General features: G+C 45.8%; 26 protein-coding genes and 1 other annotated feature. Of the genes, 25 read left to right on the top strand and 1 reads right to left on the bottom strand.

Going from position 1 to position 25,489, the window contains the following annotated elements; all coding sequences use genetic code 11:
* The first annotated feature begins 61 nt into the window (after window positions 1-61).
* The 11 genes from Q9R36_RS15355 to Q9R36_RS15405 all read left to right on the top strand — a co-directional run bounded on the left by Q9R36_RS15355 (window position 62) and on the right by Q9R36_RS15405 (window position 6,622).
* The gene (locus tag Q9R36_RS15355) at window positions 62-298 is read left to right on the top strand and encodes a helix-turn-helix domain-containing protein (RefSeq protein ID WP_311225469.1); all 237 of its coding nucleotides are present in this window, start codon (window positions 62-64) and stop codon (window positions 296-298) included.
* Window positions 298-459 carry a hypothetical protein gene (locus Q9R36_RS15360; protein WP_311225470.1) on the top strand — a complete coding sequence of 54 codons (162 nt, stop codon included), beginning with the start codon at window positions 298-300 and terminating at the stop codon, window positions 457-459. The genes Q9R36_RS15355 and Q9R36_RS15360 overlap by 1 nt, the downstream gene beginning before the upstream one ends.
* 553 nt (window positions 460-1,012) lie before the next feature.
* Window positions 1,013-1,366, top strand: coding sequence for a helix-turn-helix domain-containing protein (locus Q9R36_RS15365; protein WP_311225471.1), 354 nt, complete (start codon window positions 1,013-1,015; stop codon window positions 1,364-1,366).
* A gap of 35 nt (window positions 1,367-1,401) precedes the next feature.
* The gene (locus Q9R36_RS15370; protein ID WP_311225472.1) at window positions 1,402-1,650 is read left to right on the top strand and encodes a hypothetical protein; all 249 of its coding nucleotides are present in this window, start codon (window positions 1,402-1,404) and stop codon (window positions 1,648-1,650) included.
* Entirely contained in the window at window positions 1,647-2,156 is a 510-nt protein-coding gene (locus tag Q9R36_RS15375) for an HNH endonuclease signature motif containing protein (protein ID WP_311225473.1), read from the top strand. The genes Q9R36_RS15370 and Q9R36_RS15375 overlap by 4 nt, the downstream gene beginning before the upstream one ends.
* A 4-nt stretch (window positions 2,157-2,160) precedes the next feature.
* Window positions 2,161-2,478: a hypothetical protein gene (locus tag Q9R36_RS15380; protein ID WP_311225474.1), complete on the top strand. Its 318-nt coding sequence runs from the start codon at window positions 2,161-2,163 to the stop codon at window positions 2,476-2,478.
* A complete protein-coding gene (locus Q9R36_RS15385) occupies window positions 2,435-3,199 on the top strand; it encodes a hypothetical protein (RefSeq protein ID WP_311225475.1) in 765 nt (254 codons plus the stop codon). The genes Q9R36_RS15380 and Q9R36_RS15385 overlap by 44 nt, the downstream gene beginning before the upstream one ends.
* Window position 3,200: 1 nt before the next feature.
* Entirely contained in the window at window positions 3,201-3,659 is a 459-nt protein-coding gene (locus Q9R36_RS15390; RefSeq protein WP_311225476.1) for a hypothetical protein, read from the top strand.
* A 53-nt stretch (window positions 3,660-3,712) separates the two neighbouring features.
* Complete coding sequence (locus Q9R36_RS15395; RefSeq protein WP_311225477.1) at window positions 3,713-3,928, top strand: hypothetical protein; 216 nt, start codon at window positions 3,713-3,715, stop codon at window positions 3,926-3,928.
* A gap of 60 nt (window positions 3,929-3,988) precedes the next feature.
* Window positions 3,989-4,306 carry a hypothetical protein gene (locus Q9R36_RS15400; protein WP_311225478.1) on the top strand — a complete coding sequence of 106 codons (318 nt, stop codon included), beginning with the start codon at window positions 3,989-3,991 and terminating at the stop codon, window positions 4,304-4,306.
* Between the two features lie 6 nt (window positions 4,307-4,312).
* A complete protein-coding gene (locus Q9R36_RS15405; RefSeq protein WP_311225479.1) occupies window positions 4,313-6,622 on the top strand; it encodes a phage tail tape measure protein in 2,310 nt (769 codons plus the stop codon).
* 169 nt (window positions 6,623-6,791) lie between these two features.
* Here Q9R36_RS15405 and Q9R36_RS15410 read toward each other — a convergent pair whose 3' ends face one another.
* Window positions 6,792-7,421 carry a hypothetical protein gene (locus Q9R36_RS15410; RefSeq protein WP_311225480.1) on the bottom strand — a complete coding sequence of 210 codons (630 nt, stop codon included), beginning with the start codon at window positions 7,419-7,421 and terminating at the stop codon, window positions 6,792-6,794.
* A gap of 379 nt (window positions 7,422-7,800) precedes the next feature.
* Between Q9R36_RS15410 and Q9R36_RS15415 the strand changes: the two genes are divergently transcribed.
* The 14 genes from Q9R36_RS15415 to lonB all read left to right on the top strand — a co-directional run bounded on the left by Q9R36_RS15415 (window position 7,801) and on the right by lonB (window position 25,364).
* Window positions 7,801-8,523 (top strand): hypothetical protein, encoded by a 723-nt coding sequence (locus Q9R36_RS15415; RefSeq protein ID WP_311225481.1) that lies wholly within the window; start codon window positions 7,801-7,803, stop codon window positions 8,521-8,523.
* 46 nt (window positions 8,524-8,569) lie between these two features.
* The gene (locus tag Q9R36_RS15420; RefSeq protein ID WP_311225482.1) at window positions 8,570-8,716 is read left to right on the top strand and encodes a hypothetical protein; all 147 of its coding nucleotides are present in this window, start codon (window positions 8,570-8,572) and stop codon (window positions 8,714-8,716) included.
* Between the two features lie 1,067 nt (window positions 8,717-9,783).
* Window positions 9,784-10,689, top strand: a complete 906-nt coding sequence (gene ilvE / locus Q9R36_RS15425) for a branched-chain-amino-acid transaminase (protein ID WP_311225483.1) — start codon at window positions 9,784-9,786, stop codon at window positions 10,687-10,689.
* A 17-nt stretch (window positions 10,690-10,706) separates the two neighbouring features.
* Window positions 10,707-10,961 (top strand) — a binding site (T-box leader).
* An 80-nt stretch (window positions 10,962-11,041) separates the two neighbouring features.
* Window positions 11,042-12,757, top strand: a complete 1,716-nt coding sequence (gene ilvB / locus Q9R36_RS15430; protein ID WP_311225484.1) for an acetolactate synthase large subunit — start codon at window positions 11,042-11,044, stop codon at window positions 12,755-12,757.
* Complete coding sequence (gene ilvN / locus Q9R36_RS15435) at window positions 12,754-13,272, top strand: acetolactate synthase small subunit (RefSeq protein ID WP_022544246.1); 519 nt, start codon at window positions 12,754-12,756, stop codon at window positions 13,270-13,272. The genes ilvB and ilvN overlap by 4 nt, the downstream gene beginning before the upstream one ends.
* A gap of 47 nt (window positions 13,273-13,319) precedes the next feature.
* The gene (gene ilvC, locus Q9R36_RS15440; protein ID WP_009796044.1) at window positions 13,320-14,342 is read left to right on the top strand and encodes a ketol-acid reductoisomerase; all 1,023 of its coding nucleotides are present in this window, start codon (window positions 13,320-13,322) and stop codon (window positions 14,340-14,342) included.
* Complete coding sequence (locus Q9R36_RS15445) at window positions 14,329-15,861, top strand: 2-isopropylmalate synthase (RefSeq protein WP_311225485.1); 1,533 nt, start codon at window positions 14,329-14,331, stop codon at window positions 15,859-15,861. Before ilvC ends, Q9R36_RS15445 begins: the two co-directional genes overlap by 14 nt.
* A gap of 23 nt (window positions 15,862-15,884) precedes the next feature.
* The gene (gene leuB, locus Q9R36_RS15450) at window positions 15,885-16,994 is read left to right on the top strand and encodes a 3-isopropylmalate dehydrogenase (RefSeq protein ID WP_009796046.1); all 1,110 of its coding nucleotides are present in this window, start codon (window positions 15,885-15,887) and stop codon (window positions 16,992-16,994) included.
* A 95-nt stretch (window positions 16,995-17,089) separates the two neighbouring features.
* Window positions 17,090-18,508, top strand: a complete 1,419-nt coding sequence (gene leuC / locus Q9R36_RS15455) for a 3-isopropylmalate dehydratase large subunit (protein WP_148948959.1) — start codon at window positions 17,090-17,092, stop codon at window positions 18,506-18,508.
* A gap of 11 nt (window positions 18,509-18,519) precedes the next feature.
* A complete protein-coding gene (gene leuD / locus Q9R36_RS15460) occupies window positions 18,520-19,098 on the top strand; it encodes a 3-isopropylmalate dehydratase small subunit (protein WP_148948960.1) in 579 nt (192 codons plus the stop codon).
* A 139-nt stretch (window positions 19,099-19,237) separates the two neighbouring features.
* Window positions 19,238-20,263, top strand: coding sequence for a tetratricopeptide repeat protein (locus tag Q9R36_RS15465; protein ID WP_311225486.1), 1,026 nt, complete (start codon window positions 19,238-19,240; stop codon window positions 20,261-20,263).
* A 168-nt stretch (window positions 20,264-20,431) separates the two neighbouring features.
* A complete protein-coding gene (gene tig, locus Q9R36_RS15470; RefSeq protein WP_311225487.1) occupies window positions 20,432-21,715 on the top strand; it encodes a trigger factor in 1,284 nt (427 codons plus the stop codon).
* Window positions 21,716-22,245: 530 nt separating this feature from the next.
* Window positions 22,246-23,511 carry an ATP-dependent protease ATP-binding subunit ClpX gene (gene clpX / locus Q9R36_RS15475; RefSeq protein ID WP_022544244.1) on the top strand — a complete coding sequence of 422 codons (1,266 nt, stop codon included), beginning with the start codon at window positions 22,246-22,248 and terminating at the stop codon, window positions 23,509-23,511.
* 185 nt (window positions 23,512-23,696) lie between these two features.
* The gene (gene lonB, locus Q9R36_RS15480) at window positions 23,697-25,364 is read left to right on the top strand and encodes an ATP-dependent protease LonB (RefSeq protein WP_009796052.1); all 1,668 of its coding nucleotides are present in this window, start codon (window positions 23,697-23,699) and stop codon (window positions 25,362-25,364) included.
* Window positions 25,365-25,489 lie beyond the last annotated feature (125 nt).

A 25,489-nucleotide genomic window follows, 5' to 3' on the forward strand; every position in this document is an offset into this window, starting at 1 on the left:
TTCGGCTGCTGGATCGTCCCTTTTTTTTATTTTCACGCAAAAGCACAAGGAGGACGAACAGATGAAACAGTTACTTTTGACGGGCAGCCAGCTGCGGCAGATCCGTGAATACTTGGGCATATCACGTGTCAAGATGGCAAAGCGCATGAAAATTAGCTATATATATCTTACGAAAATGGAAGCAGGGGATCGGAACGTCACTGCCGAAATGAATCGCAGATTTAAAGACCTTCTGCGGTTAAATAATACGCAGTTGCTGAAGATACTGGACGAAGTTGAAGCGGAAGCCGCTCTATAATGCGGATATATGGGCGCTACCAGGATCCAGATGGATCGCTGGCAAACGAAAAAAGACGCCAGGAACGGACCCTGACGCCTTCTCAAGTGAACAGTCTGCGAACCATCGGCGCAAAAGTGCCATCTTTGGGCTGGTGTGTCGCCTGCTGTCTGCTGTTCTGATGCTTCATGGGGTTATACAGCGGCGGGCAATCGCGTAACAGCATAAGATAATTACAATATATGGTTAGATTATTACGGTTATATTACAAAATATGTATCTAATATTACAATTGTGTTACAAATTGGTGTGCGTAGTCAAATACGCCTTTTTCTGTTAGCTATATGTTTTGAATAATAATAACGCTGATATGCGCTGACTTACGCTATATATCGCTACCATAAACGCAAAGATAAACTTTAAAGATACTGCTCTTACTTCGTAATCACAGGTGCTACAAAATAATTTATAATTCATTCGTCCAATTTTATTCGCAAGAATAATAATTGGTATGTTTGTTTGTTTTGTATCACTTATAAGCGCTTATATACGCTATTAACGATGCCCGCGCCAATAATACATATATTTTGCGATAATAAAACAGAGAAAAAGCGGTATTAAGAATGAATGCATAAATGGGTGGCAGCTGCTCGGATTCGTTCCGATTGGCTGTCACTTTTTTTTGTTTTAATAGTGAACTTATGTCAACAATCTTGCGCACGGTTAACACAATGGATGAAGAAAGGAAAACACCATTTCTTTATTCGCCTGCATCGCATGGGCTACCAGCTTGTTCGCTGGTGGTTTTTTATTCGCATAGCGAATGAAGGCAATACACTAACGAAAGGGAAGATCAAAATGATCATAAAATTAACGCCGGGGCATTTACGGCTTATCCAGGCAGCACACGGCCTAGAACAGCAAGAGTTCGCAAAGAGGGTCGGGATATCGTCAGCGATGGCTTCGTATCTAACCAATGGGGTCAAGCCGATCAGTGATGATATGAATCTCAGAATATTGCGTGCCTTCGATATCGACGAAAAGAAAGTGTTGATGATGGACGAAGTGCTGCAGCACGTTGGCAAATAATGCAGTTAAAAACAATACAGGGGAGCGATGAAACAATGACAGAAATAACAACATCACTAAAGGGCATGGCACTTACGGAAGAATTACTGGATCAGATCGGATATGAAGCAGAAGAAAGAGATTCCATATATAACAATGGCGATATCCGCGAGGAGCTTATGAAAGGCGTGATCAGGTCATTGCGTGCTTATTTTCTGGCATTGGGCGTAGAAGATCCAGAAGATGAAGATCTACGATGCGCAGTAATCAGTTTGATGAAGTTCGAAGCAGGAGATCTACGATGAGAACAAAGCGCTGCTATTGCTGCAAAATATCCTTGCCTGCTGATCAGTTTGCGAAGAATGCAGCGAAGCCAGACGGACTGCGGGAAGAGTGCAGGACGTGCCGCAAGTATGAGCTGGCCGTTCGTGGAGCCAACAGCCGGGCACAAGAATACGGGTTACCTGGAAGGCTAAAGATTCAAGACATCCGCCATCTAATGGGATTCTTCGAGCCGCACGGCTGTATAATTTGCGGTTCCAGTTTTGCTGATCGAAAGCAGCTATCACTGGATCACGTGGTTCCTTTCAAACGTGGAGGAAGAAACGAAACAGGTAATTTATTACCAATCTGCCTGCATTGTAATGCGAACAAAGGAGACAAACCGTTGCTGATATTTGCAGCTGAGCGAATAACTTGGGACCGCGTGGAATCCCTGCTGCGTTTTCTAGCATATGAAAACGATCAAACAGCTGCTGAAGTCGCTGCAGAACTAGCGGAGGACGTGTTGCAGTATATAAGAGGGGATTGATTTCATGCGGGTCAAAGTAATGATCAATATTCACACGGCTGCAGCTGGGCTGTACTTGGCACGGATAGTGATCTGGGACTATGCCGGGAACATGCTGCACAGTGAAGAAGCAGAGCATCATTTTATGCCAATACGCATAGTGCAGAAGTCGATTACGAGAAGACTTTACTCATTATGCCGGAAGAACGGCTGGAAGATAGGACAGCTTCGGGAAGATTTTGCGTACCCATTCAGCATTCCTGCGGATCTGGATGCCATAAAAAGGAGGACGATAAACAATGAGAATACCCAAACGGAGTCAACAATACTACATCGTCAATAAGGTGACTATGAAAGGAACTACACTGCAGGATGGCAGCATATATGAGTTATCAGCTGATGACGCTGCTTCCCTGGGATCGACAGCACAGGAAGTATCTTTTCCGCGCTTAGATGCAATCCGACAGGATCTGGATAAGGAAGCTATGCACTATAGGGAGAAATACGCAGAGACAGAAGCCCATTCGCGATATGCTTCCAATCCAGCAGAACGAGAGTTTCAGCTGTCGGAATTAACTTTCGAACTGGATTCAAAAGCAGCTGCAGCACTTGAAAAATATACGGAGGAAATTCGCCTGTATGAGAAAGAGTTACTGCAGAAATCGATGGAATTGCCTGCAGTAAGTGAACAGGAGCGCAGCCAGGCACAGGGAGCGATCAGCATGGCGGCAAATGGCGCAGCAATGGGCAATGGTGTGCAAGCTTTGCAGCTTCTGATCGGCCAGCTGCAAGCCATGACGCCAGGTCAGCAGGCACACATTGCGCAGAACTTTGCTGCTATTCGATCCGCTGCGGATCCAGCCGACAGAGAAACATCCGAGCTTTTAAGCCAGGCGTATAAGATTGCCAGTAGTTCTCTGAAAGGGCTGCAGGAGTACCAGACAAAGAGTAGGCATCTGGATGCGCTCAAAAGGCAGCTGGCCATGTCAGGATCGCCTTCTGTCACATATAAACGATTGGGATTGGTGCACAAAGGATATAGAAAGTTTGCAGGAGGTCGATAGGATGGAAGACAAAAAACAGCTGCAGCCACGTTTGCTGCTTCCTTTAAATCTTCAATTTTTTGCGGAAGATCCTCCGAATGATCCGGATGATCCTTTGAGCGATCCGGAACCAGTTCCGAACGATCAGCAAGATCCCGATCCAGAACCGAAGCCAGATCCATTATCGGAGGATGAATATTCAGAACTGATCCGGCTGCGAAAGGAAAAGGCAATAACTGCGGTTGGAATCAAAGACTCGGATGATGTGCAGAACGCACTAACGCATCTGGAAGGCACGGTAGATCCTGAAAAGATGTCTGAAATTCTGCGCGATCTGCTGGACGATCTGAAGATTCGCGAAAGGATGTCTGGTGCAGACCCCAGTCCTGGAAACGGCGCCCGCAGTAGATATCAACCATCTGACGGCACAGAGCTCGGGCGAACCATGTACCAGAGGATAAAGAACAGACGAAAACGATAAACAACTAGGCGCCGGGACGATCCTGGCGCTTTTTTAATGAAAGGGTGAAGGAATTGTCGGCTAAGAAAACAAGTGGCCAGCTTTTAGCTGCGTATGAATCAAACGTGAAAACATCCGAATTCTTGCAGTTAATGCAGCAGCTGGGCATTGGATCCCACATGATTGCGGACTTAACAGATTTATTGGAAAGCGTGCTGGAAGGTCACGTGAAAAAGCCTGAAGCTGTGACGCAAATAGGCCTTATGCAGCGATATGACGGCGTGAATTAAGACGCGGATCAAAAGGATCTGCGTCCTTTTTTTTATTTATCCAAAAGGAGTCGATAAACCGTGAAAAAACTGCTGGAAGTGAACACAAAGATAAAAAAGTTAAACAAAGACTTTGCTTCAGGATCCATTACTGCAGCACTAGCTGCTATATACGTTGAGAAGATGATCCAGGAGATGCAAAAAGATGAAGTGCTGGATAAGTACGCAAGAGCAAATGTTATCCGGGCTTTGCGCTGTTATCAGCGGATATTCCAATTTCAAAACGCTATCCAGAACGGAACTAAAATCACACAATCGAAAATCCAAAAGAAGCTAGCGGAAGCTATAGAGTTTTTAAGGCGCGCTGAAAGGCGTATCACACAACAAAGAAAGGAATGACACATATTGGCCGATATACAATTTGCCATTGAGGCAATCGATCGATTTACATCCACCTTCCGCAATTTGGACAGCCAATTGAATCAAGCATATTCTGCGGCTGGCACGATGGGAAAGGGAATGATGGCTGCTGGTGCTGCGGTAGGTACCGGACTGGGATTCGCAGTTAAAACAGCAGCGGACTTTGAAAAAGGAATATCGCGTGTCGGTGCTTTATCGGGTGCGACTGATAAAGAGCTGCAGCAAATGACAAACACAGCTTTGCATCTGGGCGAAACGACTTCCTATAGCGCGACGCAAGCATCAGAAGCGATGTCATATCTCGCAATGGCGGGCTATAAAACAAATGACGTTATTGACGCAATGCCGGGACTTCTGGCGGGTGCAGCAGCAGGGCAGACAGATCTTGCCGCGACTGCTGATATCACGTCTAACATCTTATCTGGCTTTGGTATTGCTGCATCTGACACTGGAAAAGTAATGGACGTTTTAACAGCGACATTCACGAATTCAAACACAGATCTGTCAATGCTTGGCGAAACAATGAAATATCTTGCGCCTGGTGCGAAAGCTGCGGGACAATCGCTGGAAGAAATGGCAGCTGCGACTGGAATTCTTGGAAACGCAGGGATCCAGGGAACAATGGCAGGGACATCGATGGCGATGGCATTAACACGACTGGCGTCACCAGCGAAACGTGGCGCAGAAATGATGGAGAAGCTGGGCTTTAATGCGTTTGATGCGCAGGGAAACATGAAGCCATTCTCACAAATTATCACAGAACTGACGGATAAAACAAAAGATTTGACACAACAGCAAAAGATGCAAGCAGTCAGTCACATCTTCGGCCAGGAAGCGATGAAGTCGATCTTGACGCTAATGGAAGCAGGTGGCGACACAATTGCCGAATTCGCCGGGGAACTGGAAAACAGTGGAGGTATTGCGGAAGACATCGCAAATAAGCAGCTGGACAATTTATCCGGGCAGTTGACGTTGTTATCTTCAGCGTTTGAAGGCGCAGGCATATCCATCGGAAATGCGCTACTTCCAGCGATTAAGGGGATTGTCAGCGGGATCCAGTGGCTGCTAGATGCGTTTAACAGCCTATCGCCAGGGATGAAGTCATTTCTGGCAATCGGTGCAGCTGTATCAGCTATACTAATGATCCTGGGTGGCGGTGTTCTTTGGGTCGTATCGCTGATTCCTGGTGTAATTGGCGGATTTACGGCTATAGCTGGTGCTATGAATCTAACAGCAGGCGTTCTGTCCGTCACAATCGGATGGATCTTCCTTGCGATCGCGGCTGTGGTAGCCATTGGTGTCGTGCTGTACAAGGCATATCAAAATGTCGGCTGGTTCCGTGACATGGTGAACAATGCCTGGGCACAGATCAAATCGTACTGGGGCGTCGCGGTTGACTGGATCAAGGGCAAAACGACACAGGTGATCGGCGCTGTGTCCGCCTTTATCGGTCAGCAGCTGGATAAGATCCGCAGCTGGTGGAGTTCACACGGCAGCCAGGTCATGTCCATTGTGAAGAATTTCATGCAAGTGACGCAGACAGTCGTGAAAGCCGGGCTAAATTTCATCAAGGGCATCTTCCAGGCCGTCTTCCCGATTATTGAAAATATCGTCAAAGTGGCGTGGACTTTTATTTCCACGTACATCGACACGGCGATCAATGTCATTTTGCGCATAATCAACATCGGGATGGCTTTGCTGCAAGGTGACTGGTCTTCTGCGTGGCAGAACATCAAGGGAATTGCGGTCGACATCGTGAATGGCATCGTGAACTTTTTCAAAGGGATCGATCTATTCCAGGTCGGAAAAGACATCATCGGCGGTCTGGTCAAAGGTATCGGATCGATGGCAAGCGCCGTCGGCGATGCTGTCGCAGGAATCGCAAAAGGGATCCCAGCAGGCGTCAAGAAGCTGCTGAACATCCACAGTCCATCCCGCATCATGCACGCGCTGGGTGAATTCACTGGAATCGGGCTGGCAAACGGTATTGCGGACATGCAGCGTCTTGTCAGGAAATCTTCGGAAACACTGGCAGCTGCAGCGATCCAGGAGCCGATCCCGATGCAGCCAACAATCGCGCCTATCCGTCGCGGTCAAGCGTTCACAGGCGATGCAGCAGTCGCTGCGTCAAATGTTACGCAACCAGGAAGCACAGACAGCGCAGAATACTACTTCGAGATTCCAGTCGTGATCGACGGTCGAGAAGTGGCACGCGCCACAGCACGCTTCACGGAAGAAGAACTGGAACGGATGAAAACAAAGAAAAATCGTGCGGCGGGAATTACAAGTCGATAACAAAAAGGACGTCTTGGATCGATGTGGATCCTTGGCGTCCCTTTTTCTTTTTGTAATAATTTCAAAGGTTATGAGGATTCTTCCGAACCATTCACAGGGCTGTGGATGTACTGTGGTTAGGTAGTAAATCTATAACTGTGCCTATGCTGGCTTATTCAGACGACGTATTTTAATATTCTGTATCATCAAAAACATCATAATTCATAATTCCATATGAAACTTCCTTGCCATCGTAACTCATTTGGCACTCTTCAAGAAGCCCATTACACTCTATTATTATTGTAGTGACAATTAAGTAAATCAATTTTAATTCTTCGCTTTGGAAGCTATTTTTCAAGTTTGTCCCATCTGTTGTACTTACATTTTGTTGATAATGTTTATGGCAATACCTATAAGCTACAGCAAGTTTTAAGAGACGTTGAGAGGCATATTCACTTTTTTCGATTATTTTATTAGCGATGTTCAGTTTATTAAATTCTGTGATTGGATCATCATGTATCCTTACTTCATTTTGCCCTTTTTTATAATGCGTAGTTCTCCCTTGAATCTCTAAAAATGGATACTCCCTGTAAGATAAATCTATATTTCTATGATGCTTAAAGAAATATCTAACATATTCTGATTGCGTTACAATTCCGTAAAGAAACAAATATAATTCTTTAAGTTGGTCGTAGTTGTGTTCCCTTTTAAAGTCTCTTTTAGCCTTTTTATTGGTAATGAATGCATTATAAATAGCAACAATAATAGCGGCAAAACCAGTAATAACTGCCGCTAACATCATAAAATATTCCTTGGGCATAACTCTAAGAATCCCCTCTCAACGTTTTGTTCCCCATTAATCCTAGGTAATCTATGGTAAAAATTATAATATTATCTTATGGATTGCGCAAAAAGTAATTTTTGGCGGGTTAAATAATGAAATTGGAGGGAGTCTTAGGATTATGGAGACTTTTGTTTACAGCAAACACTTGGTGATTGAGGATCAGGAAGGATGTTTGACGTTTCTGAACTCTTGTAAAATGAAGAGTTTGTCAAGCTTGTAAATATGATAGATGCTAAAAATTACTTCATAAAAACTTGCTAAGTTTCCATACACCGGAGCAATCCAGGCACTTTTTCTTGTATAATTTAAGCAAAATAAATGGATAGAGCATTTTCACGAGTGAAGGAGTGATTTTATGGAGGGCTATACAGCTTTAATTTCTGGTTTATTTGCCTTATCAGGAGCATTAGGAGGCCAAGTATTAAATAATATTCTAACCAATAATAGAGAGGGAAAAAAATACGAAAAAGAAGTTTACCAAGAGTTATATTCTCCCGTGCTGCTGGACATTATCGCCTTGTATGATATTAGAACTAATTTTAGGCGTAGTCATGATATTAAGGATCATATAATTGAAGAAAATTTAGTAAATGAGATAAAAGAAAAAATAAATAATAACATTAAACATGCAAATTCTGCAGTTATTTCAGCTTATCAAGAATTGAAAAGGTTCGATTATTATGAAGATTTATCTGGATTTGCCGAAGAAAGACTTAAGCTACTTTTATATAAAACATTACTAAGTGAAGCTTACAATCATCTTAAAAAGGAAAAACTCTTAAATCAAAGCCAGTTAAGTTTAATAAATGAATATAGAATAAAATATTTTTTATGGTATATGATGGTCGATTATATTAAAGATTCGGTTACACCGGTTGAAATAATGTCAAGATTTTGGTGTATTTCTGAAGATGTTTATACTGACTCTTTTTATGAACATCTACAAGTTAGATTTGAAAAGGTAGAAAGAGGCTTTTTTAAAGATGTATTTGAAAGCGAATTTAAAGGATATATCCTCGATGACTGTGAAGATATGTTTGCAGACATGCTGGAAAAAATTGATAACCAAATACCTTGATCTAACTTTAACCGGTAAAATGAATTATGTAGGGGAGAGTAATTTATTGGACGTAGAGAAGCCAGAATGGTTCGATGAATGGGTGATTCAGGCGCCTGGCGCCTGGCGATTACGCGAGGAAGCGCCAGCAGAGGTTGCCGCAGAGTTCCGGGAGTTTATGCAACTGCTGAAGCTTGGACAGGATGATCGTTGATGTTTTTCGCTTGGATTATGCTCTTGGAGCTTTTTTAATGTGGATGTGGGCAATTATAGAGCATTTAATTGCATCAATTAATTTAGTTGTCTGTTCCATGGCAAAATTCTAACTTGTATAATCATTTGCGTAACTATATAATAATAGTGAATTTAATACGGTCAGTTGTCCGTTACAATGACCGATTCAACTATTGTATTTATTAGCGTTTATATAATGTGATGAAATGCGCGGTCGGGAGTTCGAATCTCTCCTGGGACGCCATTACTACATACACCTATATTACCGCTGTTTGATTTCTAATCAAATGGCGGTTTTTTTGTTGTTAAGGAATTAGAAATCCTTGATCCGAGTCCAGCCGCTGTGCCGGGGTTCTCGGGGGTTACAAGCCTCATTTTCATGCCGACCATGCATAGATAAAGCCTCTTACTATTCATGACTCACTCTTTTCATGCCGGTGATGTTTCGATGCCCCCAGGACGGGGCCGTTTTTTGTGTTCAAGGCACTTACGCCTTTGTTCTTCCTCGAAAAATCTGTATCTTCTCCGATTAAGGTTACAGGGTTTATAAAAGTACTCAGTGCTGCAGCTGAATATTATATCTCCCGTCAAATGAAAGCGCTTCTTTGTATGTCAGTAAACCTGACATAATTAACTGGTTTCTTCTATATTATATGTTCATTGAAAATGCGCCATTAAATCCTATATGCTCCATCTTTATATTGAAAAAGCATTCTTAAGGATATCCCCAGTACGGATCTTTCGATGCTGATAAAAAAGAGCGGAGAATCATGCTCGAGGGATTGAAAAATAAAATAAAAAATTTCTTGGCTGAATAAATTCATATATACAAGCAATGTAAGCGCATTCAATAAATCAGATTAATCTAAATTATCAAATAATTCTTGAAAATGGTGTTGACTCCCAAAAAAAATGAGCGTAAGATAGTCCTCAAATAATAAAACAAACCGCTCCACACGGGAATTGGAAGTGTGGAACCCATATTTTTTTAACCTGTCATTTCAACCGTTTAAAGCGTGTATACATTAAATTGAAGAGGTGTTTTTCGTGTCTGAGCAATTGATATTTTTAAACGGGGAGTTTGTGACGAAAGAGAATGCAAAAATATCCGTTTATGACCATGGCTTCCTGTATGGCGATGGCATCTTTGAAGGGATCCGGGTATACAGCGGAAATATCTTCAGGATGAAAGAGCATATGGACCGGCTTTATCGTTCAGCCAAATCCATATTACTGACAATGCCATATACGGAGGAAGAGCTGACAGATATCATTGTTGCCACTGTCGAAAAGAATTTGTATGAAGATGCCTACATCAGGGTCGTTGTTTCCAGGGGAGTAGGCGACCTTGGGCTGGACCCATACAATTGCAAAAAAGCAAATGTTGTCGTGATCGTCGAGCCGCTGAGCATCTTCCCGAAAGAATTGTATGAAACAGGGCTTGAGATAGTCACAGTAGCGACAAGAAGGAACAGACCTGATGTATTAAGCCCTAAAGTTAAATCATTGAATTATTTGAACAATGTGCTGGTAAGGATTGAGGCCCGCCTGGCAAATGTCAGTGAAGCGCTCATGCTGAATGATCAGGGCTATGTGGCGGAGGGTTCGGCTGACAATGTGTTCATCATTAAGGATAAATGCTTTTACACACCTCCAGGATACGTTGGGGCGCTTGAAGGGATCACCCGCAATGCGGTCATGGAAATTGCAAGGGCGCTTGGCTATGAAGTGAAGGAGGAGCCCTTCACAAGGCACGATGTTTATACGGCAGATGAAGTATTTCTTACAGGGACGGCAGCGGAAGTCATTGCAGTCGTAAAGGTGGACGGACGGACAATCGGTGAAGGCTATCCGGGGGCACATACAAAAGAGCTTCTGGTGAAATTTAGGGAAAGAGTAGTTTCAGAAGGTGTTAAAGTAGCATCGAAACATTTTGAACCCCATGTAAGCTGACAGCTAATCACTATATGTTAAAAGCGCGGATGAGGATAAGTAGTTTTGCGGATCAGGATTTACAGAGAGCCGGGCAGGCTGAGAGCCGGCATTCCTGCCGCATCATGAACTCCCCTCAGAGCGCCGGCCTGAAAGCTTGACGAGTAGGGCCGGCCGGGTGTGAGAGCACCCGTTATCAAAAAGGATGGCAGCTGCCGTCCATAAGTGCACGCAAATTGCGTGAATCAGGGTGGTACCGTGGAACAGGCTGACAAAGCCTTTTCATCCCTTCGTCTGCTGATGCAGGCGTTCTTGGGGATGGGAAGGCTTTTTATATTGTTTTTTTCTTGAATCAAAAGGAGGTTATTTCAAAATGCTGCAGGAAGCTGCCTTTGCAGAAAACAAGACTGGCTCGAAGCCGGCAACCGGTGCAGAACTGCTATTGCAGGCACTGGAGAAGGAACAGGTGGAAGTGATTTTTGGCTACCCGGGAGGAGCTGTTCTTCCGATTTATGACAAAATCTATGATTCTGGCATACTTCATGTGCTTCCCAGGCATGAACAGGGAGGCATCCATGCTGCGGAAGGATATGCGAGGATTTCCGGCAAGCCTGGAGTTGTCATCGCGACTTCAGGACCGGGGGCGACCAATATTGTAACAGGCCTTGCCGATGCCATGATGGATTCTTTGCCTCTTGTCGTCATTACCGGGCAGGTGGCAACAGGCGTCATCGGAACGGATGCCTTCCAGGAGGCTGACATCCTCGGGATTACCACCCCGATAACCAAGTATAACTATCAGGCAAGGAGCATAGCGGACATTCCGAGGATTGTAAAGGAGGCCTTTCATATTGCTTCTACAGGGAGGCCTGGTCCGGTATTGATTGATATTCCGAAGGATATTGCTGCAGGCGCAGAACAGCCCTCTGAGGAGACAGAGATCTTCCTCCCGGGCTACCAGCCGACTCTAAAGCCAAACTATCTTCAGATCCGCAAGCTGACAGAAGCTGTGAGCCGTGCGAAAAGGCCGGTCATCCTGGCAGGGGCGGGCGTCCTCCATGCAAAGGCTTCCGGATTGCTTAAGGAATATGCCGAACAGCAGCAGCTTCCGGTCGTGCATACCCTTCTCGGACTCGGGGGCTTTCCTGCAGACCATAGCCTGTTTGTCGGGATGGCCGGTATGCATGGATGCTATGCAGCCAATATGGCCTTACATGAATGCGATCTGCTCATCAATATAGGGGCGAGGTTTGATGACAGGCTCACCGGCAATCTTGCCTATTTTGCACCTAAGGCAGATGTGGCCCATGTTGATATCGACCCTGCAGAGATCGGCAAAAACGTCCCAACACTGATTCCGGTTGTGGCTGATGCGAAAGAGGCTTTGAATCAGCTTGTGAGCCAGAAGGGGAAGCCTCCTGAACATGGTGAATGGATGACAAAGCTTAGAAGCTGGAAGGAAGATTTTCCTTATCATTTTCACAAATCGGCTGACTTGAAGCCGCAGCGGGTCATGGAGCTCTTGTTTGAAAAGACGTGCGGAGATGCGATTGTCACAACAGATGTCGGACAGCATCAAATGTGGGCAGCCCAATATTACCGCTTTAAGAAAGCTGGTAGATGGGTCACTTCAGGAGGGCTCGGCACGATGGGATTCGGAATGCCAGCGGCCATCGGTGCTCAGCTTGCTGCACCGGATTCCCTGGTCGTTTCAATTGTTGGCGATGGCGGCTTCCAGATGTCCGCACAGGAGCTCGGCCTGATCCGTGAGCTTAATCTCCCGGTAAAAATAGCTATTTTCAATAACAGAGCGCTGGGGATGGTAAGGCAGTGGCAGGAAATCTTTTATGACTCACGCTTTTCGCACAGCAAAGCCCAGTATCAGCCTTCCTTTGTCAAGCTGGCGGAAGCCTATGATATTAAAGCTTATGAGATCCGAACTGAGGAAGAAGCTGTTAAGGCGCTGGATGAAGCACTCCAAAGCGATGAGCCGGTGTTATTCGATTTCAGGATAGCTCCAGATGAAAATGTATTCCCGATGATCGCCCCGGGCAAAGGGCACCATGAGATGGAAGGTGTAAAACCATGAAACGAATCATCTGTTTAACCGTGATGAACAGGCCGGGGGTCCTCAATAGAATCACCAACCTGTTTTCAAAGCGCAACTTCAATATTGAAAGCATCTCGGTCGGGCATTCTGAACAGGAGGGGATTTCCCGGATTACCTGCACGGTCCATGTGGACAATGAAGAGGCCGCAGAGCAGATTGCGAAACAGCTCAATAAACAGATTGATATCTTGAAAGTAAATGATATAAGCGGCCAGCAGATAGTCGCCAGGGAGCTTGCGCTCATAAAGGTGCTCTCGCTTCCGCAGGCGAGGAGTGAGTTATACTCGCTGATTGAGCCTTTCCGGGCATCGGTGATAGATGTCGGCAAAGACAGCCTGGTCATCCAAATTACAGGCGAGTCGGAAAAAATAGAAGCCTTCATTGAGCTTGTAAAGCCGTATGGAATCAAGGAGATTGCCCGGACAGGGACAACAGCCTTTACAAGAGGAAGCCAGAGGAGCCAGGGGCAGCCGAAGAATTATTCAATCGTGTAAAAATAATTTAAATAAAAATATTCCAAAAACGAGAGGGAGAATAAATCATGGCGAAAATGTATTATAACGGAGACGCAAATCCAGCATATCTGAATGGAAAGAAAGTAGCGGTAATCGGCTATGGATCACAGGGTCATGCCCATGCACAGAACCTGAGGGACAGCGGTGCTGATGTAGTAATCGGCCTGAGGAAAGGAAATTCATGGGATAAAGCGTCAGAGGATGGGTTCCCGGTATTTTCTGTTGGAGAGTCTGTTGCTCAAAGCGATATTGTCATGATCCTCCTGCCGGATGAGCTTCAGCCTAAAGTCTATAAGGAAGAAATTGAGCCGAATCTGACAAATCAAGCCTTGCTTTTCGCGCATGGATTCAATATCCATTTCCATCAGATTGTGGCGCCAAAAACATGTGATGTCCTGCTTGTGGCTCCTAAGGGCCCTGGCCACCTGGTAAGAAGGACATATCAGGAAGGAGCAGGAGTGCCGGCATTATTTGCAGTTCATCAGGATGTAACGGGAGAAGCCCAGGAGCTTGCGCTCGCTTATGCCAGAGCGATTGGGGCACTGAGGGCAGGGGCGCTGGAAACCACTTTTAAGGAAGAAACAGAAACTGATTTATTCGGCGAACAGGCTGTATTGTGCGGAGGCCTGACATCACTGGTGAAAGCAGGTTTTGAAACATTGACTGAGGCAGGCTATCAGCCTGAGCTGGCATACTTTGAGTGTCTCCATGAGCTGAAGCTGATTGTTGATCTGATGTATGAAGGCGGCCTTGAAGGCATGCGCTACAGCATTTCGGATACAGCGCAATGGGGTGATTTTGTCAGCGGGCCGAGAGTAGTCGATGAGAGAGTGAAGCAGGAGATGAAAGCTGTCCTGAAGGATATCCAGGAAGGCAAGTTCGCGAAAGGCTGGATCCTGGAAAACCAGGCAAACCGTCCGGTCTTCAACAGTATCCTTGCAAGGGAAAATGAGCATCCGATTGAACAGGTCGGCAGGGAGCTGAGAAAAATGATGCCATTTGTGAATAAAGAGAAAAAGAAAGAAGTGGCTGTCAGTGCGAACCATTAACATCTTTGACACGACTTTGCGTGACGGGGAACAGTCTGCGGGAGTCAACTTAAATCTATCTGAAAAGCTGGAAATTGCCAAACAGCTCGAAAGGCTTAATGTCGATATTATAGAAGCCGGGTTTCCGGCAGCTTCAAAAGGTGATTTTATTTCAGTCCGTGAAATCGCCACCCTCATCAGGAATTGCTCGGTTACAGGGCTTGCAAGATCAGTGATGTCAGATATTGATGCAGCCTGGGAAGCATTGAGAGAGGGGGAGGATCCGAGGCTTCACGTCTTCCTCGCAACCTCTCCCATCCACCGGCAGTATAAGTTGAAGCAGTCAAAGGAAGAAGTTATTGAGACGGCGGTTTCTGCTGTGAAATATGCAGCCGGGAAATTCCCGCTCATTCAATGGTCAGCAGAGGATGCCTGCCGGACGGAGCTGCCTTTTCTGGCCCGCATCGTTGAGGAGGTCATCCAGGCCGGGGCCCGTGTCATCAATATTCCGGATACGGTCGGATATATTTCGCCAGGTGAATATGGGAAAGTCTTTCAATATTTAAGAGAGAATGTTCCTTCCATTGATAAAGTCATATTATCCGCTCATTGCCATGATGATCTTGGCATGGCGATTGCCAACTCCCTTGCAGCCATCGAAAATGGGGCTGGACAAATTGAAGGGACGATCAACGGCATCGGGGAACGGGCCGGGAACGCTGCGCTGGAAGAGCTTGCCGTCGCTCTGCACATACGGCAGGACCATTATCAGGCAGGGACCCGCCTCAAGCTTGAGGAAATCAGCAGAACAAGCAGCCTGGTCAGCAAACTGACCGGTATGGCTGTACCGGCGAACAAGGCTATTGTCGGCAGAAATGCTTTTGCACATGAATCAGGCATCCACCAGGATGGCGTGCTGAAAGAGAAGACCACTTATGAGATCATTTCGCCTGAACTTGTCGGCTTCCACTCCAATTCCATGGTTCTCGGAAAGCATTCTGGCAGGCATGCTTTTAAATCCCGCCTTGAAGAACTTGGGCTCGCTGTTCCGGAAGAGGAAATCAAGCCGCTGTTTGCTATTTTTAAAGACTTGGCAGACAGAAAGAAAGAGATGACAGATGATGACCTTGCCGCCATCGTACTGGAGGAAAGACTGTCAAAGGATCAGCAATTCTATGAACTGTCCCAGATCCAGGTCCAGTACGGGACCAATCAAGTGCCAACAGCGACAGTGACACTTTCAGGCAGGGAGAATGAAGTCGTCCAGGAGGCAGCAACCGGGGCGGGAAGCATTGAAGCCTTGTACAATACGCTGGAGAAATCAGTGAATGGTACGGTGAACCTCCTGGATTACCGGATCCAGTCGGTTGGGGCCGGAAGGGATGCCCTGGCGCAGGTGTTCGTCAAAATGAAATACAATGGCAGGGAAACGAGCGGGAGGGGGCTTGCGCAGGATGTACTTGAAGCATCCGCGAAAGCCTATCTGAACGCTGTTAACAGGGTCATCTACCTGGAGGAAAAGACGAAAGTGGCATTATAAAACTTGCAACGGAGGGATTAGGCATGAAGAAGCGGATCGCAGTGCTGCCGGGTGACGGCATCGGAAAAGAAGTGGCAGCAGGGGCAGTTGAAGTGCTGCAGGCTGCAGGAGAACGATTTGGGCATACATTTGAATTCAGCTATGGGAAAATTGGCGGAACAGCAATTGATTCCACCGGGGTGCCGCTGCCGGATGAAACAGTCGAACTCTGTAAAAGCAGTGATGCCATTTTGCTTGGAGCTGTTGGCGGCCCGCGCTGGGAGAAGCTCCATCCAAGCCTCCGGCCGGAACGCGGCCTCCTGAAAATCCGTAAAGATCTGAATCTATATGCAAACCTCCGGCCCACCAGCTATTTTGCGAGTGTGGCAGATTCCTCTCCTTTAAGGAAGGAAGTCATTGAAGGTACCGACTTTTTAATGGTAAGGGAGCTTACGGGCGGACTCTACTTCGGAAAGCCGAGCGAAAGGGCCGGGAATGGCAGTGAAGAAACTGCCGTGGACACTTTATTTTATAAAAAGGAAGAAGTGCAGAGGGTGGTTAGGCTGGCCTTTGAACTCGCCCGCGGAAGGGACGGAAAGGTAACGAGCGTGGATAAGGCGAATGTCCTTGAATCAAGCAGGATGTGGAGGGAAACGGCAGAGGAAATTGCAGCCCAATATCCCGATATACAGCTCGAGCATATGCTGGTCGATAATGCAGCCATGCAGATCATTAAAAATCCAAAACAGTTTGATGTGATTGTTACCGAGAATATGTTTGGAGATATATTAAGTGATGAAGCTTCTGTTCTGACTGGATCGCTCGGCATGCTTCCATCTGCCAGCCTGTCAGAAGGCGGGCCATATCTTTATGAGCCGATCCACGGATCGGCCCCGGACATCGAAGGCAAAGGCATCGCCAACCCGGTTGGAATGATTCTTTCCGCGGCCATGATGCTCCGCCTCTCCTTCGGGATGGAAGAAGAAGCTGCTGCAATCGAGAAGGCAGTCAGTGATGTACTCGAATCAGGCATTCGCACAGCTGATTTGGCTTCAGGAGGGAAGGCAGCTTCTACCAAGGTGATGACCGAGGAAATTAAAGCTGCTCTGCTGGATAATGAAGCCATTCTGCAGATAATGGGGGCATATGCCTGACAGATTCAGGATATCACGGCTGGTTTTCCAGCCGTGTACTTATTTATAAAAGATTCCGGGAGAAGGACCCGGAAAAGATGGAGGGAGAAAAATAGATGGGCAAATCAATTGTAGAGAAAATTTGGGACCGGCATATCGTCCATACAGAAACAGACAAGCCTGATCTGCTTTATATCGATTTGCATTTAGTGCATGAAGTCACATCCCCTCAGGCATTTTCCGGCCTGCGGATGAAAAACAGGAAAGTCAGGCGCCCGGACAAAACCTTCGCTACTATGGATCATAATGTGCCGACAATCAACCGCGGCCATATAGATGATCCAGTCGCCAAAAAACAGATGACCACCCTTGAAAAAAATTGTCGGGAATTTGGTGTGCCGCTTGCAGGAATGGACAGCCCGGATCAGGGCATTGTCCATGTCATCGGCCCTGAACTTGGCCTGACCCGCCCGGGGATGACCATTGTCTGCGGGGACAGCCATACTTCCACCCATGGTGCTTTTGGTTCGCTTGCTTTTGGCATCGGAACAAGTGAAGTGGAGCATGTCCTTGCAACCCAGACATTATGGCAGTCCAGGCCGAAAACACTGAAGCTTCAGATTGATGGCCGGCTTGAAAGCGGGGTTACAGCCAAGGATGTCATCCTGTATATCATCAGCAGGTTTGGCATCGGGTTCGGAACAGGACATGTCATTGAATACTGCGGAGAGGCTGTAAGGTCTATGTCCATGGAAGAGCGGATGACCATATGCAATATGTCGATAGAGGGAGGAGCAAGGGCTGGCCTGGTCAGTCCTGATGAGACCACCTTCTCTTATATAAAGGGGCGGAAATATGCACCGAAAGACAATGAATGGGATACTTCCCTTGCTCATTGGCAGGCCCTCGCATCGGATCCTGATGCGAATTATGACAAAGAAATCACGCTCGATGCCGGGGAGATCCCGCCGATGGTCAGCTGGGGGACCAATCCTTCCATGGCAGCGGGGGTTGATGAAAGGATACCTTCTGAGGCTGATTGCAAGACCGAAACAGAACGGACGTCACTTGAGCGGGCTCTTCGGTATATGGGTCTTTCTGAAGGGCAGGAGATCAGCAATATCAGCATTCAGCATGTGTTCATCGGATCGTGCACAAATTCGCGCATCGAGGACCTTAGGCAGGCTGCAGAGTTTGCGGCCGGCAAAAAAGTCCATCCGGGTGTCAGGGCCCTTGTAGTACCGGGATCACAGGCCGTGAAGGAGCAGGCGGAAAAGGAAGGGCTTCACCATATTTTTATTGAATCCGGCTTTGAATGGCGGGAATCAGGCTGCAGTATGTGCCTCAGCATGAATAATGATATCGTGCCTCCGGGCGAGCATTGCGCTTCAACCTCAAACCGCAATTTCGAGGGGCGGCAGGGATCAGGTGCGAGGACCCATCTTGTCAGCCCGCTTATGGCAGCAGCTGCTGCTGTGAATGGAAAATTTGTTGATGTCCGGAAAACATTGATGGAAGAATCAATTACAGTGTAGGAGGAGATAGAATGGGCGGTTTCAAAAAGCTGTCAGGCAAAGCAGCTGCGCTGGACAGGGTTAATGTAGATACTGATCAGATCATACCGAAGCAATTTTTAAAAAGAATCGAGAAAACCGGATTTGGGAAATACCTATTCTATGACTGGCGCTATAAAGATGGACAGCTTGATCCTGCATTTGAATTGAATAAGCCTGAAAACAGCGGTGCGGAAATTCTGATTGCAAATGAAAACTTCGGCTGCGGCTCTTCAAGAGAACATGCCCCTTGGGCTCTGCAGGACTTCGGATTTAAAGCGGTAATTGCCCCTTCCTTCGCTGACATCTTCCATCAGAACTGCCTGAAAAATGGTCTGCTGCCCATCCGTCTGAGCCAGGGGGAGACAGAACAGCTCCTGCTGAAAGCAGCAGAAGCCGAGCTGTTTTTGACAGTTGATCTTGAAACACAAACTGTCTATAGTGAGGATGGGTTCTCAGCAAGCTTTCCGATCCAGCCTTATTGGAAGACGATGCTTCTTAATGGGTGGGATGAAATTGAAATAACGCTTCAGCTTGAGAAGGAAATAGAGGCGTATGAAAAAACAAGCTAGATCCACTCTCATGTGGATCTTCTTTTTTTACTGCGGAAGTTAATCTATTCCCCCTTTCAAGGCTCTCTTCTTTGAATTTCTTTTTTCTTTCCATGCGTGCTATACTATCTTCAATATTAACAGGGAAGGCGGTTTTTTCATGACTAAGCGGAACCAGAACGACAGCAGCAATCTCATCCCCTTTCCCGGTCTGGAAAAACGTTTGCTTGAGAAAGGGCTTGAGAGCCTCCAGGGAAAGAAGTTTTCAGATGCAATCCAGCTGTTTGAGGACGCCAAAGAGCTTGACCCGGAGAGCAGTGATATACATATAGGGCTTGTCCTGGCCTATTTTGAGGCCGGAGCGCTGAAAAAGGCCAAAAATCTAGCCAAATCCATGCTTCAGGAGGGGATCGGAGATTATTTTGAAATCGTAGATCTTTATCTGATGATCATGGTCCAGCTCCATGAATATGGGGAAATAGCCGCCACTATCGAAGCCCTTCTCCAGGAAAGGGAGATCCCTAAGGATAAGCTGGAGCATTTCGCAAAAATGCTGCACTTCAGCAGGCGTATGGCGGAGGGAAGCCCTGATCCTGCTGCAGAAGAACAGCTCCGCGAAGAATACAGGGATAAGGAATTGAACCTCCTGTCCTATCAAGATCCCAAAGAGCAGGTCCTGCTGCTGGCAAAGCTTGCAAACATCAACATCAGGCCATATCTTGAAGAGCTGAAGTCTTACCTGATTTCAGAGGAAGGGCATCCTTTCCTGAAAACAATGATTATCAATATACTGAAAGAGCAGGAATATGATAAGCCTGTGACTGTAAAAAAGCTCGGGATGAATGAAGAGTTCATCCCATCGGCACTTCATGACGTCCATGATCATAAGCAGCTGAGGGCAATTGAAGCAGCGGTTAAAGATAAACTTGAACACGAAGATCCGGTCCTGCTGGAAAATATCATCGCTTTGCTCCAGAGGCAGTTCTTCCTGTTGTACCCGTTCAAGCTGCAGCCTGATCAGCCTGACCTTTGGGCAGCTGCATACCATCTTGTCGGATGCTCATTTTACGGCATGGATGGAGATCCGGGGGATATGGCCGGCCAATATGGGGTGGAAGAAGATACTCTTGAGGCATCCAGGATTTTTATAGGGAAGATAGAAGAAATTTCTTATCCCAATATTTGAGTATCTCTGTTGAAACAAAGATAACGTATGTTATAATATAGTGGCTGTTATGTGTAAAAATAGTTATTTTACATATCAAAAAGATGAATATGCTATGATATTTAGGCAATATTCATACAAAGTCCGCAAAAATGGTAATGACAATAGATTGTTGGAGGGAATTATAGTATGTCTGCTAAGTTTGAAAAGCTAGAAGGGAACCAAGGGGTTCTCACAATTGAAGTAGATGCAGAGAAAGTCAAAGAAGGTCTGGACGCTGCATTCAAAAAAGTTGTTGCACAAGTAAACGTGCCAGGATTCCGTAAAGGGAAAATGCCGCGCGGAATGTTCGAAAAACGCTTTGGCGTTGAATCTCTATACCAGGACGCAATTGACTTCCTTCTTCCTGAAGCATATGCAAGTGCAATTGATGAGACAGGGATCGAGCCTGTTGACCGCCCTGAAATCGATGTAGAGCAAATTGAAAAAGGCAAGAGCCTTATTTTCAAGGCAACAGTTACAGTTAAGCCTGAAGTTAAGCTTGGCGAATACAAAGGCCTTGAAGTAGAAAAGCTTGAAACAGAAGTAACTGAAGAAGATGTAAACAATGAAATCACTTCCCTTCAGGAGCGCCAGGCTGAATTGGTTGTTAAAGAAGAAGGCAAAGCTGAAAACGGCGATACAGTTGTCATGGACTTCGAAGGTTTTGTTGACGGCGAAGCATTCGAAGGCGGAAAAGCTGAGAACTATTCACTAGAGCTTGGTTCTGGCCAGTTCATCCCTGGTTTCGAAGAACAGCTTGAAGGAACAGCTGCTGGCGAATCCAAGGATGTTGAAGTGACTTTCCCTGAGGAATACCATGCTGCTGAGCTTGCCTGCAAGAAGGCAGTATTCAAGGTAACTGTTCACGAAATCAAAGGCAAAGAGCTTCCTGAGCTTGATGACGAGTTTGCAAAAGATGTTGACGAAGAGGTTGAAACTCTTGATGCCCTTAAGGAAAAAATCAGGACTCGCCTTGAAGAAAGCAAGAAGCAGGAATCTGAAAACAACCTTCGCGACACTGTAGTCGAAAAAGCTGCTGATAATGCTGAAATCGACCTGCCTGCAGTAATGATCGACAATGAAGTCGACAGAATGATGCAGGAATTCGAACAGCGCCTTCAAATGCAGGGTATGAACCTTGAGCTTTACTTCCAGTTCTCAGGCCAGGACGAAAGTGCCCTGCGCGAGCAGATGAAAGAAGAAGGCGAAAAGCGTGTACGCATCAACCTGACTCTTGAAGAGATCGCAAAAGCAGAGAACATTGAAGTAACAGACGAAGAGGTTACTGCCGAGCTTGATAAAATGGCTGAAATGTACAACATGACTGCCGATGCAATCAAGCAGGCGCTTGGAAGCCTCGACAGCGTGAAAGCAGACCTTAAAGTGAAAAAAGCTGTTGACTTCCTTATCGAAAACAGCAAAACTGCTTAATAGCCAAAAATAAATGTTTGTAATAGCAGCAATGGCTGCATAAACTTTTTTAATAAAACAAGGCGCGATTTGATCGTGCCTTGTTTTATACAATAAAAAGCAGCATATAGTATATTAAGGCTTAAAACGGACAGGAAAAATTCTATACATAACCGCCGTAATTAAATATCCCTTAATCGGGATTTAACTCTCTGTTTTATGGATAAGCTTATTGGGTACATAGTTTTAAATGCGGATCAGCAGACAGATCATGATAAAAATGAAACATACTTTTCTAAGAGTTATCATTTCCTGTCCAGTTGTTAAATGTGTTACAATGCAATACATAACTGTTAAAGTTTTCTCCTGTGTGAACTGTTCCCAACCAATCGATTGACAAATAGCAATCAAAAGGACATAAAGGCACAGGGGCTGTTTTGGGATTTTCCCAGCCGTTATTCCATAAGCTGAAAAAGCTGAATAGTAAAAATTGTTTGCAGTGATCCGCAAGCTTTATATAAGGCACAGAAGTAATTCAAGGGGTGAAGGCATTGTTTAAATTTAATGATGAAAAAGGGCAATTAAAGTGTTCCTTCTGTGGGAAAACACAGGATCAAGTACGTAAATTAGTTGCCGGACCAGGTGTATATATATGTGACGAGTGCATCGAGCTCTGCACGGAAATCGTGGAAGAGGAGCTTGGCACAGAGGAAGAAGTCGAATTCAAGGATGTGCCAAAGCCGGCAGAAATCCGCGATATTCTTGACGAGTATGTAATCGGCCAGGAACAGGCAAAGAAATCTCTGTCAGTGGCTGTTTATAACCACTATAAGAGAATCAATTCAAACAGCAAGATCGATGATGTTGAGCTTTCAAAAAGTAATATCAGCATGATCGGGCCGACAGGAAGCGGTAAAACGCTCCTTGCCCAGACGCTTGCCCGTATTCTCAACGTTCCATTTGCAATTGCTGATGCTACATCTCTTACGGAAGCTGGCTATGTTGGGGAAGATGTGGAAAATATTCTCCTGAAATTGATCCAGGCTGCAGACTATGATGTTGAAAAGGCGGAAAAAGGCATTATCTATATCGATGAAATCGATAAGGTGGCGCGTAAATCTGAGAACCCGTCCATAACAAGGGATGTTTCAGGTGAGGGTGTGCAGCAGGCATTGCTTAAGATTTTGGAAGGAACTGTAGCAAGTGTTCCTCCACAGGGCGGAAGAAAGCATCCGCACCAGGAATTTATCCAAATTGATACAACAAATATCCTGTTCATCTGCGGGGGTGCATTTGACGGCATCGAGCAGATCATTAAGCGCCGTCTTGGCCAGAAAGTGATCGGATTCGGTTCTGAACAGAAGCAGCAGGAGCTTGACCAGAAGGAATTACTTTCAAAAGTTCTTCCTGAAGACCTGCTGAAATTCGGTCTGATCCCTGAATTCATCGGACGTCTTCCGGTCATTGCCAGCCTTACTCAGCTGGATGAGGAAGCTCTTATTGAAATTCTGACAAAGCCGAAAAATGCTCTTGTTAAGCAGTATCAGAAAATGCTTGAGCTTGATGATGTTGAGCTTGAATTCGAAGAAGGTGCCCTGCATGAGATTGCGAAGAAAGCAATCGAGCGAAAAACAGGCGCCCGCGGACTCCGTTCAATCATTGAAGGCATTATGCTGGATGTTATGTTCGATCTTCCGTCCCGTGATGATATTTCTAAATGCATCATCACAAAAGAGACAGTTACAGATAACAGCGTGCCAAAGCTTGTGCTGAATGATGGTACGGTTGTGGAAGAAGAGCGTAAAACTTCTGCATGATAACAGAATAAATAAAGCCAGGCCGGGGTTTTCTCTGCCTGGCTTTTTTGTATTCACTGCTGCACGTTAAGATTCTGTTCAAGTCTTTGCTCAGGAAGTTTTTTACAGTGTATTCTTGTTTATTCCAACCTGTACAAGGAGATACTACCAAGTATCAGCTTGAACAAAAGTGCAGGAGGGATACTATGAGTTGGACCGGGATAGCTTTATTCATCCAGCTGTTTTTCGGAATCATTATCGGGCTTTATTTCTGGAATCTGCTAAAGAGCCAGAGGACTCAAAAGGTGTCGATCGACCGGGAGTCAAAAAAAGAAATGGACCAGCTGAAAAAAATGCGTTCCATCAGGCTGACTGAACCGCTTTCGGAAAGAGTGCGTCCGGCAAGCTTCGAAGATATCGTCGGTCAGGCAGATGGAATTAAGTCATTAAAAGCGGCACTCTGCGGACCCAATCCTCAGCATGTCATCATCTATGGGCCGCCTGGAGTCGGTAAAACCGCTGCGGCAAGGCTGGTGCTGGAAGAAGCAAAGAAGCAGGACAAGTCTCCATTTCGGAAATCTTCTGTTTTCGTTGAGCTTGATGCGACAACAGCCCGCTTTGATGAAAGGGGGATAGCAGATCCGCTGATCGGTTCTGTCCATGATCCCATCTATCAAGGTGCAGGGGCTATGGGACAGGCAGGCATTCCGCAGCCAAAGCAGGGAGCAGTCACCAATGCGCATGGGGGAGTGCTGTTCATAGATGAAATTGGCGAATTGCATCCGATTCAAATGAATAAGCTGCTTAAAGTTTTAGAGGATCGCAAGGTCTTTTTGGAAAGTGCTTATTATAATGAAGAAAATACACAAATCCCTCAGCATATCCATGATATTTTTAAGAACGGGCTTCCTGCAGATTTCAGGCTTGTGGGAGCGACGACAAGGACTCCGAGTGAGATTCCGCCGGCAATCAGATCACGCTGCATGGAAGTATTTTTTAAAGAGCTCACAGAAGATGAAGTGGAAACGATCAGCAGCAAGGCGGCGGATAAGGTCAAAATGCCAATCAGCGGAAAAAGCTTAAAGACACTGGCCTCATACGCACGAAACGGTCGTGAAGCGGTAAATCTTGTGCAGATATCTGCAGGGGTTGCCATTACCGAGGATAGGGATTACATAAAGGATGAGGATATTGAATGGGTCATTAACTCAAGCCAGCTCTCTCCAAGGATGGAAAGAAAGATCAGTGAAGAATCGGCAGTCGGGCTTGTAAACGGACTTGCTGTATATGGGCCAAACACAGGTGCCCTGCTGGAAATAGAAGTGACGGTTATGCCTGCAAAGGAAAAAGGTTCTATCAATATCACCGGGATTGTTGAAGAGGAAAGCATCGGGGACCGCGGAAAATCAATACGCAGGAAAAGTATGGCAAAGGGTTCAATTGAAAATGTTTTGACCGTTTTAAAAACAATGGGAGTGCCTGCTGAAGATTATGATATCCATGTGAATTTCCCAGGCGGTGTGCCAATTGACGGTCCTTCTGCTGGGATTGCTATGGCTACCGGAATTTATTCGGCTATATATAAAAGGCCGGTGAACAGGGAAGTGGCCATGACAGGAGAAATCAGCATCCACGGCCATGTTAAGCCGATCGGCGGAGTGTATGCCAAAGTAAAGGCTGCCCAGAAAGCCGGCGCCAGGACTGTTATCATCCCTGAAGAAAATATGCAAAGTATTTTGAAAGAGATAGAGGGAATCGACATCATTCCTGTCAGCCACCTCAGCCAGGTGTTCACTGCAGCCCTGCTGAAGGACTATGCAAGAGACCAGTCCCTCACAGCGTCAATCGAGCTTTCTAAGAAAGAAAGTATCTAAAGGAGCTCCGGTTTGCAGCATATGCTTCAAACCGGAGTTTTATTTTATTCTGACAGGATAAAAGAGAAATAAGCTGTCTAACAGGAATTCATTCGTCATATAATCAATGAAGCAATAAAGCAATA

Origin of the sequence: Bacillus sp. AG4(2022) (assembly GCF_031844465.1) — a bacterium.
Lineage (GTDB): Bacteria > Bacillota > Bacilli > Bacillales > Cytobacillaceae > Bacillus_AB > Bacillus_AB infantis.

Bases quoted from the DNA above. Each gene is read 5' to 3' on its own strand.
- Q9R36_RS15355 (WP_311225469.1), top strand. From the start codon at position 62: ATGAAACAGTTACTTTTGACGGGCAGCCAGCTGCGGCAGATCCGTGAA.
- Q9R36_RS15360 (WP_311225470.1), top strand. From the start codon at position 298: ATGCGGATATATGGGCGCTACCAGGATCCAGATGGATCGCTGGCAAAC.
- Q9R36_RS15365 (WP_311225471.1), top strand. From the start codon at position 1,013: ATGAAGAAAGGAAAACACCATTTCTTTATTCGCCTGCATCGCATGGGC.
- Q9R36_RS15370 (WP_311225472.1), top strand. From the start codon at position 1,402: ATGACAGAAATAACAACATCACTAAAGGGCATGGCACTTACGGAAGAA.
- Q9R36_RS15375 (WP_311225473.1), top strand. From the start codon at position 1,647: ATGAGAACAAAGCGCTGCTATTGCTGCAAAATATCCTTGCCTGCTGAT.
- Q9R36_RS15380 (WP_311225474.1), top strand. From the start codon at position 2,161: ATGCGGGTCAAAGTAATGATCAATATTCACACGGCTGCAGCTGGGCTG.
- Q9R36_RS15385 (WP_311225475.1), top strand. From the start codon at position 2,435: ATGAGAATACCCAAACGGAGTCAACAATACTACATCGTCAATAAGGTG.
- Q9R36_RS15390 (WP_311225476.1), top strand. From the start codon at position 3,201: ATGGAAGACAAAAAACAGCTGCAGCCACGTTTGCTGCTTCCTTTAAAT.
- Q9R36_RS15410 (WP_311225480.1), bottom strand. From the start codon at position 7,421: ATGCCCAAGGAATATTTTATGATGTTAGCGGCAGTTATTACTGGTTTT.
- Q9R36_RS15415 (WP_311225481.1), top strand. From the start codon at position 7,801: ATGGAGGGCTATACAGCTTTAATTTCTGGTTTATTTGCCTTATCAGGA.
- ilvB (WP_311225484.1), top strand. From the start codon at position 11,042: ATGCTGCAGGAAGCTGCCTTTGCAGAAAACAAGACTGGCTCGAAGCCG.
- ilvN (WP_022544246.1), top strand. From the start codon at position 12,754: ATGAAACGAATCATCTGTTTAACCGTGATGAACAGGCCGGGGGTCCTC.
- ilvC (WP_009796044.1), top strand. From the start codon at position 13,320: ATGGCGAAAATGTATTATAACGGAGACGCAAATCCAGCATATCTGAAT.
- leuB (WP_009796046.1), top strand. From the start codon at position 15,885: ATGAAGAAGCGGATCGCAGTGCTGCCGGGTGACGGCATCGGAAAAGAA.
- leuC (WP_148948959.1), top strand. From the start codon at position 17,090: ATGGGCAAATCAATTGTAGAGAAAATTTGGGACCGGCATATCGTCCAT.
- leuD (WP_148948960.1), top strand. From the start codon at position 18,520: ATGGGCGGTTTCAAAAAGCTGTCAGGCAAAGCAGCTGCGCTGGACAGG.
- Q9R36_RS15465 (WP_311225486.1), top strand. From the start codon at position 19,238: ATGACTAAGCGGAACCAGAACGACAGCAGCAATCTCATCCCCTTTCCC.
- tig (WP_311225487.1), top strand. From the start codon at position 20,432: ATGTCTGCTAAGTTTGAAAAGCTAGAAGGGAACCAAGGGGTTCTCACA.
- lonB (WP_009796052.1), top strand. From the start codon at position 23,697: ATGAGTTGGACCGGGATAGCTTTATTCATCCAGCTGTTTTTCGGAATC.